13 protein-coding genes are annotated in these 11492 nt (G+C 54.1%); 3 read left to right on the forward strand and 10 right to left on the reverse strand.

Going from position 1 to position 11492, the window contains the following annotated elements; translation table 11 throughout:
- Positions 1-210 precede the first annotated feature (210 nt).
- The 6 genes from CA832_RS14200 to CA832_RS14220 are packed head-to-tail and all read right to left on the reverse strand — an operon-like array spanning position 211 to position 3620.
- Positions 211-468 (reverse strand): hypothetical protein, encoded by a 258-nt coding sequence (locus CA832_RS14200; RefSeq protein ID WP_088342309.1) that lies wholly within the window; start codon positions 466-468, stop codon positions 211-213.
- 4 nt (positions 469-472) lie between these two features.
- A complete protein-coding gene (locus tag CA832_RS14205; RefSeq protein WP_158211942.1) occupies positions 473-1351 on the reverse strand; it encodes an RHS repeat-associated core domain-containing protein in 879 nt (292 codons plus the stop codon).
- Between the two features lie 4 nt (positions 1352-1355).
- On the reverse strand, positions 1356-1556 hold the full coding sequence (locus tag CA832_RS15060; protein WP_158211943.1) for a hypothetical protein: 201 nt from the start codon (positions 1554-1556) through the stop codon (positions 1356-1358).
- Between the two features lie 15 nt (positions 1557-1571).
- Positions 1572-1922, reverse strand: coding sequence for an SdpI family protein (locus CA832_RS14210; RefSeq protein ID WP_158211944.1), 351 nt, complete (start codon positions 1920-1922; stop codon positions 1572-1574).
- Positions 1923-1945: 23 nt separating this feature from the next.
- Positions 1946-2911, reverse strand: coding sequence for a lytic transglycosylase domain-containing protein (locus CA832_RS14215; protein WP_088342312.1), 966 nt, complete (start codon positions 2909-2911; stop codon positions 1946-1948).
- A 34-nt stretch (positions 2912-2945) separates the two neighbouring features.
- Positions 2946-3620 (reverse strand): alpha/beta fold hydrolase, encoded by a 675-nt coding sequence (locus CA832_RS14220; RefSeq protein ID WP_088342313.1) that lies wholly within the window; start codon positions 3618-3620, stop codon positions 2946-2948.
- Between the two features lie 173 nt (positions 3621-3793).
- On the opposite strand from CA832_RS14220, the gene CA832_RS14225 reads away from it, so the two are divergent.
- Positions 3794-4087 carry a GNAT family N-acetyltransferase gene (locus CA832_RS14225; protein ID WP_088342314.1) on the forward strand — a complete coding sequence of 98 codons (294 nt, stop codon included), beginning with the start codon at positions 3794-3796 and terminating at the stop codon, positions 4085-4087.
- 45 nt (positions 4088-4132) lie between these two features.
- On the opposite strand, the gene mtaB is transcribed toward CA832_RS14225, so the two are convergent.
- From mtaB to CA832_RS14240, 3 genes are all read right to left on the reverse strand, one after another.
- A complete protein-coding gene (mtaB, locus tag CA832_RS14230; RefSeq protein WP_088342315.1) occupies positions 4133-5461 on the reverse strand; it encodes a tRNA (N(6)-L-threonylcarbamoyladenosine(37)-C(2))-methylthiotransferase MtaB in 1329 nt (442 codons plus the stop codon).
- Positions 5462-5522: 61 nt separating this feature from the next.
- Positions 5523-6698 carry a GlmU family protein gene (locus CA832_RS14235; RefSeq protein ID WP_088342316.1) on the reverse strand — a complete coding sequence of 392 codons (1176 nt, stop codon included), beginning with the start codon at positions 6696-6698 and terminating at the stop codon, positions 5523-5525.
- 138 nt (positions 6699-6836) lie between these two features.
- On the reverse strand, positions 6837-7091 hold the full coding sequence (locus CA832_RS14240; RefSeq protein ID WP_088342317.1) for a type B 50S ribosomal protein L31: 255 nt from the start codon (positions 7089-7091) through the stop codon (positions 6837-6839).
- Between the two features lie 170 nt (positions 7092-7261).
- Here CA832_RS14240 and CA832_RS14245 point away from each other — a divergent pair, with 170 nt between their 5' ends.
- Together CA832_RS14245 and CA832_RS14250 are read left to right on the forward strand one after the other, a co-directional pair.
- Positions 7262-7777 carry a DUF4199 domain-containing protein gene (locus CA832_RS14245; RefSeq protein WP_088342318.1) on the forward strand — a complete coding sequence of 172 codons (516 nt, stop codon included), beginning with the start codon at positions 7262-7264 and terminating at the stop codon, positions 7775-7777.
- Positions 7778-7821: 44 nt separating this feature from the next.
- On the forward strand, positions 7822-8796 hold the full coding sequence (locus tag CA832_RS14250) for a glycosyltransferase family 2 protein (protein ID WP_088342319.1): 975 nt from the start codon (positions 7822-7824) through the stop codon (positions 8794-8796).
- Here CA832_RS14250 and CA832_RS14255 read toward each other — a convergent pair.
- Positions 8765-11440, reverse strand: coding sequence for a T9SS type B sorting domain-containing protein (locus CA832_RS14255; RefSeq protein WP_088342320.1), 2676 nt, complete (start codon positions 11438-11440; stop codon positions 8765-8767). The genes CA832_RS14250 and CA832_RS14255 overlap by 32 nt on opposite strands.
- Positions 11441-11492 lie beyond the last annotated feature (52 nt).

Raw genomic sequence — 11492 nt, forward strand, 5'->3', positions numbered from 1 at the left:
AAGCATGGAAACAATCTGCGTTTCTGTGAATCTGCTCTTCTTCATGATCTAAAAATAGTTGATTTTTAAACTGTCCGAAAAACAGGGAAGCCTTCAAAAGGGGTAAGTCTTCAAAAACAGGGAAGCCTTCAGAACCATCCCAGTGCTTAAATTTTGCCTTAAGAATAACCACAACCTTCGCTGTGGTTAATACCAATGAAATTGCTGATTCTAATTGTAGAATTCCTTAGAAACCGAATCTATAATCCTCTCTATTCTTAATCCTGTTGGATTAACATTTTCATCTTCATCAAAGCCTTTTTCTGCTAAAATATTTGAGAGTTCATCCAAAAGAGAATCTAGAGTTTCCTTATCAGCTTCGAGAGTAATTTGAAGATCATTATTATCAATATAGTTCAAGCCATCAGGCAATGCTTCCATAACCTGCAGAATTAATTCAAAGTCTTTTTTACTCAGTGTGAACTTCATACAATTATTCAATTTGATTCGGATTATAGCTTGCACCTGTTGCCTTTATATTTCTCCTCTGGGCTTTTCCACCGCCCTGAGGCCTACCTTGAGGCATACTGGTGCTAGAACGTGACTTACCGTAGGTGGTTATGATTTTACCATCGGAGTTCACAATTACCGTGGCATTCTGACCTTTATAACGAGTTCTACCACCGCTTTGCGATGTCTTAGATTTCGGATTGACAATGGCATCCGCCTTGGCTGCTGCACTAACCCCTCGGCCTCCATTTCTATTTATTGATTGGTTTAGACCGTGTTTTGTATGACCTGTAACACCGGCTTCGGATATTTTTCCTTTTCCAGAACCAGTTTTTCCTTTAACGACCGTCAATATTCCAGCGGCGGCAATATTTTCAAAATCTTCTTGTGTCGCTTCACCCTCAATTACTCTATCAGCCATTTCAGCGGTTTGACCAAGTCCTTCGCTCGTTAAGTCCCCCATATTAGCACCTTCCATGCCTGAGTTCCAGGTACCTGCTAAACTGTTCCAAGCAGACTTGACAACGTTTCCTAGAAAATTACCCTTGCCCTCATTTCTTTCGAAAGTAGGGAGCTCTATATTGTGCAATCCCAATGTTAAAACCTTCCCCTTCCCGCTAGGTGTATCGTTGAGATACCAAGGACAATCGGGACAATTCCCATCGGGATCAGTATAAAAAACGGGGTTGTTCCATGAGTATGCGTATGGTGATTTATTTATTTGGTTGTCATGATCAGCTAGAGCATCTATCACACTCCATCTGGCCAAAGATGGATCATAGTTTCTCGCTCCAAAGTCATAGGTATCCAGATCGAGGCTTTCATCATATTCTTTCCCACCAAACTTCCACCGCTGTGCCACGGAATTACCGCTGGAAGATACCGCAGAATTGTATCCTTTGTGCTGTAACCCGAAGGGGTACGAGTTCCGGGAGGTCATCCTTCCTAAGGAGGGTGAATATAACGGCATTGGAGAGGGTCACGGCCAATACAAAAATCAGGACGGTGTATTGTGTCTTGAGGCTGTCCGGGAGGACAAGGGTGCGGGTCTGCGGGTTTATTTCCATAATGCGTATGACAATTTAAGGGCCAAAGCGCTTGCGAAGCCCGGTCTGAACTTTCCAGAACAGGTAAACCACCCCGAGGACCAGGACCAGAATACCCAGATACAACTGCAGGAAGGAAGGGGGCCAGAACCACATGGCAGGCAGAGACAGTATAACCATGGCACCGCCAACCTGCATCCCGGCAACGGCACTCTCCCGCTGGGCAAAATCCCAGCGTTCCTGGCTCCGCATGGAAGCCGAGGTGCGGTACCCGTAAAACCAGTTTATTTCCCTGGGCGGTCTGCGTTTAAGCACGTATCCGGAAATAAGGAAGATGAGCCCCGAGAGCCCAACGGTAAGTGAAAACGGATTCAGCAATGTCTCCATGGCCGCCATCTTCGGTTACGGGGTCAGGGCCCTACCTTGTAATATCCTTTATGCGGGATGGCAATCTGGTACTTTTTACCCGAAGCGTTGTTCAGGTGGGGCTCCCGGAGCCAGGGATTGTGTCGCTTCAGGAGCTTGTAGTTGATCTCGTATTGCCGGGCAAAGGCAGCGAAATCCGCCACCGGGGTGTCCACTTCCACCTGGAAGGTGGGGACTTCGGTATAATAGTCTTCCTGTTCCAGCAAAAAACCGTACTTGGCCGGGTCCGAGAGGATTTCCTTTATGGCAAGGATTCGGAACACGTATCGCCCGGTCTCCTCCCCCAGCAGCAATTCGTAATAGCCGCCGGCCTTCTGAATCCCCATATACCGGTCTATTGAGCCGGTTCCCGTATTGTAGGCCGCGGCAGCCAGGGTCCAGCTACCGTACTTCTCTTTGTATTTCTTCAGGTAACGGCAGGCCACCTCGGTGGCCTTCTCCAAATGGTAGCGCTCGTCCACATTGTCGTTCACCTCCAGTCCGTATTCCCTTCCCGTGGCTTTCATGATCTGCCAGAACCCTGTAGCTCCGGCGGGTGAAACCACGTTCTGCAGCCCGCTTTCGGCCACAGCCAGGTATTTGAAATCGTCCGGGACCCCGTTCTTGGCCAGGATGGGTTCTATTACGGGAAAGTACTTGTGCGCCCGCTTCATCAGGAGCAGGGCATTAGATTGCCAGTAGGTATTTACCAGGAATTCCCGGTCTATGCGTTCCATGACCTCGGGGTCTTCCTGGGGGACCGTCTCCCCTGCGAAATTCAGGTCTTGTGGGATATCGATGGCCGAGATCCGGTAGGACGGATTGACCCTCAGGTTGGAGGAGTCCGGGGCCTGGGCCAGGGGCGCTTCCGATTCAGGCTCCGGGTCCATTTGCAGCTGTACGGCAAAGACCAGGGTACTCAGGACACTCAAAACCCCGATCAGCATCAGGGCATTCTTCAGGAATCGCATTGGGATAGGGTTTAACGGTTTAACCTCAAAGGTATTAAATAGAACCCCGATCCTGCAAAATAATTGCAGGCAGGTGCTCATTAAACCAGCGGAAGCGGTGGATGATCATGGTATGGGTGCCACCGGCCACCCGGATACAGGGTCCGATATGACCAATGGGGAAGACCGCGTCTGCGTCGCCATGAATATGGACCAGGCCGGGTACCGGCTGGCTCCTTTCCCAGTGCACGATGGTATCCAGGGCCCAGTCCAGATAACGCTTGTCCCTGATGGAGAGGTAGCGCTCATAGAGTTCCAGCCTTTTGATAACCGTATCGCCGAACGCGTAACGCGCCAGGACTTCCACATTGGTCACCAGGCTGGTGGGCAGCAACTTATGGAGACGGGTATGCCGGGCCACCAACAGCCGCCTGGGCATTTCGCCCTTATGCTTGATACTGGAAATGATGATGACCTTCCGGGCCCCAACCATTTCGGCCATCTCCTGGACCAGATACCCCCCGAAGGAAACCCCGACCAGCACCGGGGCTTTGTGGGTTACCTTTTGGGCCATTTTCCGGGCATACGATTCGAGGGACATTCCGGGCTCCGGGAGAAACCATTCGAGGCGCACCACCTCAAACTGATCCGGGGGGAGGGAAAGGTGTTCGAAGATGTCTGGGCTTGCGGCCATGCCCGGCATCAGGTAAACAGGAATTCTATCCGGCATCGGGTTATTCAAAACGCGCTAAACCTTAGGATTTTAGCATTTTTTTTACTAATTTTGAAAGCTGGCGGAATTCGAATTGGGAATTGTGTAACCCCTCAGCGAAAACCCCTGCAAATTACGTCCACACCCGGAACGTAATTTTTTTGTCTGATACCAAATTTAAATCAAACTATATGAACCAACTGGCAATTAAGGACAACAGTTTTCTGCGGCAATTCGAGACGCGCGTAGACGGGCATCTGGCCAAGATCGAATACTCCTCCCAGGAGCGCAAAGTATTTCTGACCAAACTGGTCATCCCCGCTGAAATCACAAAGGAAGGGTTCAAAGAAGAGTTTATCAAGGGCGTCCTCCACTTGATTCAGGAACAAAACCTTCGGGTGGTTCCCACCAGTCCTCAAATTGCCGGATTCCTGCGCAAAAACAGGCAATACAAAGAAATGCTCCCGGTGGGTATCCGAATCTGAGCGCTGCAATGCAAAAAACTATCCCGGCCTTAGTGCCGGGATTTTTTATGCCGTTACGTCGGCCGAAGAAAAGGAAAAGCGCACCATCCCGTCCGGGTCGATACGGTCCAGGCGAATCCGGTGAACGGTCCCGGCCAGGGCGGGGTTCCACGGGGCCTTAACCTTGACATAATTCTCTGTGTAGCCCTGTATATAGCCTTTTCGGTTCTCGGCTTCCAACAGGACCGTCCGCTCGGTCCCGAGTTGGTCCTGGTAGAACTGCCGGCGTTTCTTTTCCGAAAGGCTGCGGAGCATCTGACTGCGGCGACGCCGCTGTTCCATAGCCACAACCCCATCCATTTCCGCTGCCGGGGTATCCGGGCGCTCCGAATAGGTGAAGACATGGAGGTAGGAGATATCCAGCCCGTGTAAAAAATCGTAGGTTTCCCGGAACAGGGCTTCGGTTTCCCCGGGGAAGCCCACAATGACATCCACCCCTATACAGGCATCCGGCATGGTGCGTCTGATGCGGTCTACCCGTTCCGCATAGAGTTCCCGCAGGTAGCGCCGGCGCATCCGCTTGAGGATCTCGTTGCTCCCGCTTTGGAGGGGGATGTGGAAATGGGGCACAAAATGCTTGCTGCCCGCCACAAAATCGATGGTTTCGTTCTGCAGGAGGTTGGGTTCTATGGAGGATATCCGCACCCGTTCAATGCCGGGCACCTGGTCCAGTTCCCGTACGAGTTCCAGGAAAGTATGCTCGTGTTTCTTATTCCCGAATTCCCCTTTGCCGTAATCCCCGATGTTGACCCCGGTCAGAACAATTTCCCGTATGCCCTGTGCCGCAATCTCTCGGGCCTGATCCAGGACTTGCCGGAGGGTGGCGCTTCGGGAGATTCCGCGGGCCAGGGGGATGGTACAATAGGTGCATTTGTAGTCGCAGCCATCCTGTACCTTTAAAAAGGCCCGGGTCCGGTCCCCGATGGCATAGCTGCCCACGTAGAAATCGGCCTGTTCGATCTCGCAGGAATGTACCTGCCCGGCAGGCTTTTTGGAAAGGTCGCCCAGGTAATCCGGAAGATTAAATTTTTCGGAGGCCCCCAGGACCAGGTCCACCCCATGGATGGCCGCAATTTCCTCGGGCTGCAATTGGGCATAACAGCCCACTATAGCGATAAACCCTTCCGGGTTGGCCCGGCGGGCCTGCCGTACGGCATGCCGGCAGCGCTTGTCTGCGTTGTCGGTAACCGAACAGGTATTGATTACGTACAAATCCGCTGCCTCCGGGAATTCCACCCGCGCAAAACCCACATCGGCCAGGCTGCGGGCAATGGTCGAGGTCTCGGCAAAGTTCAGTTTGCACCCCAGGGTATGGAAGGCTACCGTTTTGGACATTTGTATTCTGGATTACAGGGGCCGCAAAGGTACGGAATTCCGGAAAGGCTCAAAATGGGGCTCAGTAGTTGCGCCAGCGGGCGGTATCCTCAAAGACCTGCTGGAGGATTTTCGCATCCTCCTCGGTGAAAGACACCTCTCGCCGCGCCATCATAACCTTGGCCGCCTCGAAGGCACGAACCGGCTGGTAGGTGGTAAAACCCTTGGCCCCGCCCCAGCTGAAACTCGGCACAAAATTCCTGGGAAAGCCCGGGGTGTAAATGTTGCAATTGACCCCGATTACGGTTCCTGTATTGAACATGGTGTTGATGGCCGTTTTACTGTGGTCTCCCATCATCAGGCCGCAAAATTGAAGTCCGGTGTCCTCGAACCTTCCGGAGGCGTAATTCCAGAGTTTGACCTTGGCGTAGTTGTTTTTCAGGTTGGAGTTATTGGAATCTGCCCCGATGTTGCACCACTCCCCCAATACCGAATTCCCCAGGTACCCATCGTGCCCTTTGCTGGAATACCCGAAAATGACGGAATTGCTCACCTCCCCGCAAACTTTACCGTATGGGCCTACCGTGGTGGGTCCGTATATCTTGGCCCCCATTTTTACCACGGCCTTCTCACACAGGGCAAAGCCGCCCCGGATCATATTCCCCTCCATGACCTCAGAATCCCGCCCCAGGTAAATGGGGCCTTCTGTAGCGTTCAGGATACTGAATTCCACCCGGGCCCCCGGTTCCAGGAAAATACGGTCTTCCCGGATCACCCGGTTGGATTCGGGGATGGGCTGGGAGGTCCGACCGCGGGTCAGACGCTGAAAATCGGCCTCGAGTTCCCGTGCGTTCTCAGAAAAAATCTCCCAGGTGTTGCGCAACTGGGTAAACCCCTGGGTATAGGCCTTCCTGGGGAGTTCCTCCGCCTCCAGGGGGGAAATGGGCTCCGGGTTCCGGTAGGCCAACAGCACCTCCCCGCCCCAGAGGGCCTCCCCGGGTTGCAGGGCATGGGTGGCTTCCACAAGGCCCGGTTCCGGGAACACGGAACCGCAAAGCATCAGGTTGTCGGCCCCGGCATCCATGGGGAATTTACCACTCAGATACGCTTCCGTCATATAACTGACCGGGGTATTCAGCTCGTGTTCCCATTTCTCTGCAAGGGTCAGGATCCCCATCCGGATGGCCGCTACCGGGCGGGTAAAGGTAAAAGGCAACAAGGCTGTCCGACGGTCTCCGTCAAAGAGGATGTAGTGCATGGCCGGTTTTTGATGCAAAGGTAAAAAAAGGCAGGCAGCCGGGATTGCGCTTAAACGCCTTTCTGGCTCCGTGGTCGAAAAGGCAAAAAAAAAGCAGCGCCTGCAGCGCTGCTTTCCTTGAGGGAGAATGTTCCCTTCTTATTTCTTTTCGAATTTCTTGTACTTGCTCTTAAACTTGTCGATACGACCAGCGGTATCCACGAGTTTGGCTTTCCCGGTATAAAACGGGTGGGAAGTACGCGAAATTTCCAGCTTAACCAACGGATATTCTACCCCGTCCACTTCAAGGGTTTCCTTGGTCTCTGCTGTAGACTTGGTGATAAAGACATCGTCGTTGGACATGTCCTTGAAGGCTACCAGCCTGTAATTATCGGGATGAATATCTTTTTTCATCGTATGCTGCGTTTGAATTCCTGAGATTTTTCAGGCTGCAAATTTAAATAAATTATTTTTAAATCCACGGAAAGCAACCCTTAAAATTCTCTGGTATTTTTTTTAACTTCCCTGTAACAAATGGGGCACATGTGCAACCCATAACCGACTGAACTTTAAAACAAACAGAAATGGATTCAAACCAACCCAAAACCGGAAAGTACGCCTTAAACTACGGACTCATCCTCGGGGGCCTCAGTGTGGCCTTCCAGCTCATGCTCTTCTTTGCGGATGCGCATACCGCCCAGAGCTCCCTCAACAATGTTATCGGACTGGTCCTGGCTGTAGGAGTCACCTTCTGGGGCATCTCAGCCTTTAAAAAAGCCAATAACGGCCTGCTGTCCATAGGGCAAGGTCTTAAAATAGGCGCCGGGGTGGCGCTGATTTCCGGTATTATCGCCATTGTTTATCTGATTTTCCTCTCCAATGTCCTGGATCCGGAATTTGCCTCCAAGGTCATGGACCTGAGGATGGCCGAAGCCGCCGAGCAACAAAACCTCACCTCGGAACAAATCCAGCAAGGCAAGGAGATGGGGCTTAAATTCTGGTGGATTTCCTACCCCATGATCCTCATCGTCAATGTCCTTATCGGGCTGGTCATCGGATTGGTCGGGGGGCTGATCTTCCGCAAGTCGGAGGCGGCCTGATTGTTTCAGAAATTGTACATTTGGGCGGAACTCCAAGTACTGGTATGCACCTGTCCATTGTCATCCCCTTACTGAACGAAGAGGAATCCCTGAAAGAACTCCACGATTGGATTGTGTCTGTGATGCAATCCAATCGTTTTGTTTATGAAATCCTCTTTATTGACGACGGCAGTACCGATGGGAGCTGGGAGATAATCCAGGCCCTGGGCGCCGCCAACCCCCAGGTACGGGGCATCCGCTTTCTGAAGAATTTCGGGAAATCCCAGGCCCTTCATGCCGGCTTCCGTGCGGTTAGCGGGCAAATTGTGGTTACCATGGATGCCGACCTGCAGGACAACCCGGAGGAAATCCCGGAAATGGTCCGGAAAATTGAGGAGGATGGCTTCCAGATGGTCTCCGGGTGGAAGAAAAAGCGGTACGATTCGGTCCTGATGAAAAACCTCCCCTCCAAGCTTTTCAATTGGGCTGCCCGCAAGACCTCCGGCGTTAAACTCCACGATTTCAATTGCGGCCTCAAGGCCTTCCGCAGGGAGGTAATCGAACAAATCGAGGTATCCGGGGAAATGCACCGCTATATCCCGGTACTGGTCAAAAATGCCGGCTTCCGCTATATTGGCGAACAAGTGGTCCAACACCAGGCCCGGAAATACGGGAAGACGAAATTCGGGGCCGAGCGCTTTATCAACGGCCTGCTGGACCTGATCACCATCTGGTTTGTCTCGAAATTCGGCAAGCGCCCCATGCACCTGTTCGGGGCCCTTGGCGTACTGATGTTCATCATTGGGTTTGGCTTTTCCCTCTACCTGGGTATAGACAAACTCTTTATCAACCCCACGGGCCGCCTGCTCACCGAACGGCCCCAGTTCTTTATTGCCCTGGCCGCAATGATTATGGGGATTCAGTTCTTCCTGGCGGGCTTCCTCGGGGAGATGATCCTGCGCAGCCGCAAAGGGGGAAACCGGTACACGATCTGGGAACAGGTAAACCTCAGCGGATCAGGGCAAAATGCCCCTGAATAACCCTGCCTTCAGGGAGTTGTAGGCGGTACCAGTAATCTGAGGACGGAAGGTCGCGCCCCGCCTTGCTCCCATCCCATCCGGGCCGGTCGGCGCCTAAGACAGTCACCAGGTTGCCATATCGATCGAAAACTTCCAGCCTGTACCCGGCGTAGGCCTGCGGATCGTAGAGTTGCCACACATCGTTGTATCCATCCCCGTTGGGACTGAAAAAAGCAGGTACCCCCCCGACCACAAGTTCCTGTCGGTACTCCTGGCAGCCGTCGGTAACCAACAGGTCGTACACCCCCGGCAAAACCCCGTCGAAGCGGGGGGAATCCTGAAAGGTGACCCCATCGTCCAGGGAATACCTCAGGGGGTCTGGGCCTGGCCGGGCGTCTACCTCCACGCGGTTTCTGGGTTGGAAATCCGAGATAGCGACCTGGTCTACCTGGAACCGGTCGGGCTCGGAGACGGTAAACACCTGGGTCCAGGCACACGGGCCGCGAAAAAGCTGTACGGTGTAGGTCCCCGGGGCGTTTGCTAGGCGCTGAGGGGTGTCAGAGCCGTCATCCCACAGGTAGGCATCAAAACCTTCTGCCGCCGTAAGCAAGGCAGCCCCGTTACAAAGCTGCGCTTCGCCTTCCAGGTCTGCCTCCGGGGGCAGGATAAAATCCAGGTCCAGGATCCCGAGCTGCTCGCACCCCCCCTGCAGTTCCGTTCGGAACCAGAACCTCGGCGCATCGAGCGGGCCCAGGAAATACGGCCCCGGCGCCAGGCGTCTGAGGTCCATCAGGGCGTCCTCCTCGGAGGCATAGACCCCCACTTCGGCAAGGGGGAACATCGCCTCCAGATAGGCGTAAAGCTGTACGGGATCGAACTCCACGGCCAGGGTGGGGGCCTTGTCCAGGCACACAGGTACCCGGATGGCTTCCCCATAGGTTTCCTGCCACCGGGTTTCCAGGCGGACTTCAATGATGGCAGAGCAATCCGGGTTTTCGAAGGCACGGGCATACACCACCTGCCCGGGAACCGTATTGCGGAACCCCTCTGGCTCCAAATGGTTCTGGTTGGCCTCGGCGTCGGCCCGGGTCTCAAAGAAAAAAGCGCTTATGTCCGGATTGCCATTGCGGAAGAGCTCGATGGCCTCCCGGAGGTTATAAGTGGCCAACCCGTCGTCCTGCCCGTCTATATCGCATTGCACCAGGGTTACTTCCGAAACCAGGTCCGGGCGCTGGGCGATCTCCACAAACTCCACAAAGTCGCGGGTGGCCCCGGTTTCATACTCCACTACCAACCGAACCTCAAACACCCCGTAGGTCGAGAACTGGTGTTCCGGGTTCAGCAGGGTTGAGGTGTTGCTGCCCCCGCTGGCCGGGTCTCCAAAATCCCAGGTTACCGAACGGATCCCTACCGGTTCCGGGATTCGGAACTGGGTGGGAGCACCCTCGCAGAATTGTTCGATTTCCACAATGGTCTCAAAAAAAGACTGGATGTAGGGCGGCAGGCCATAGGAGGCATCCCTCCCCCCCAGGAGTACCTGAAAAGCCCTGAAATCGCAATTGATGCCCGCCTTGTCGGGGGACCGGATCACCGAAAGCGCCCCCCCGGGAATGGAATGGTATATCTTCTTGTCTATCCCCAGTTGCAAGGCACCTGAAACCCAACCGGGCAGGGTGCGCTCAAAGCGGTGAACTGTAAATACGGAAGCCGCAGGAGAAGGGGCATCCAGGTCGAATTGGAGGATTTCCGGCTGCCCCAGGACCTTTTCCCCGGGGTTCTCGCCAGGGAGGATTTCAATGCTACTGGCGTAGAGCTTGGAGGAATCCGGCGAAAATTCCACCCCGTAATACAGGTGGGTGGCCGGCATAGGGATGGGGTTGGATAGGCGGCCTGTGGCCATGTCGAAGTCATAGAGCATCAGGACCCCTTGGTACCCCGGTTCCAGGACGGTGTGGGAAATGGCCACCCGGCTCCCGTCTGGCGCAATTTTAAGGGTTCCCCGGAAATTCTCCGGATCGTCTATATCCGGGCCCAGCCTGGAGACTACCGGCTGGGGGTCCAATCCGCCTGCGTCTACCCGGTAGGCGTAGAACCGGTCCTGGTAATGCGTCAGGACCCAATAGAAATCCCCCTGGAAATTCCGGATCCCGGTCACGTTTTCCGAGGCGCTTTCCAGCAGGTCCTGGTTTTTAACCACGACATCCCCAAGGCCGCCGGCGGCCTGCATATCTATGATCGAATAGTTAAAGCCGTTGGTACTCCCCGCACCTGCATTCAGTCGGTAAACCAGGGCATCGTCCGGGGTGAATACATAATAGCGGCTGGGAGCGCCGGGCTGTGGGACCACCAGCGCCGCCTGGCTGGTGGAGAAACTGCTGCGCAGCTCCTCCCCGTTGGGCATGGGGACATGCCGCCGGTTCCAAACGGTTTTTCCGTCGGTATAAAACAGCAGGTTACCCTGCCCGTCTGAAAAGCTCTCGCAGCCCTCGATGGTATTGAGCTGCCCATCCAGAAGCGGGACGGGGGAGCCCGAGCGGAAATCCAGGCCGGCATTGTTCCCGAAATACCAGATGGCTGCTTCCTTCTGCCCCAGGACCCCGTAAAAGGGGAGCAGCAAAAAGCCCAAAAGGAATAGCGCCGGAAGACGGGAAGCCTTTTTTTCCATAGCTTCGAAAGATACTCAAAATAACGGGAAGGCCCTTCAGGCATCGACCTTC

Origin of the sequence: Robiginitalea sediminis, assembly GCF_002198115.1 — a bacterium.
Taxonomy (GTDB): Bacteria; Bacteroidota; Bacteroidia; order Flavobacteriales; family Flavobacteriaceae; genus Robiginitalea; species Robiginitalea sediminis.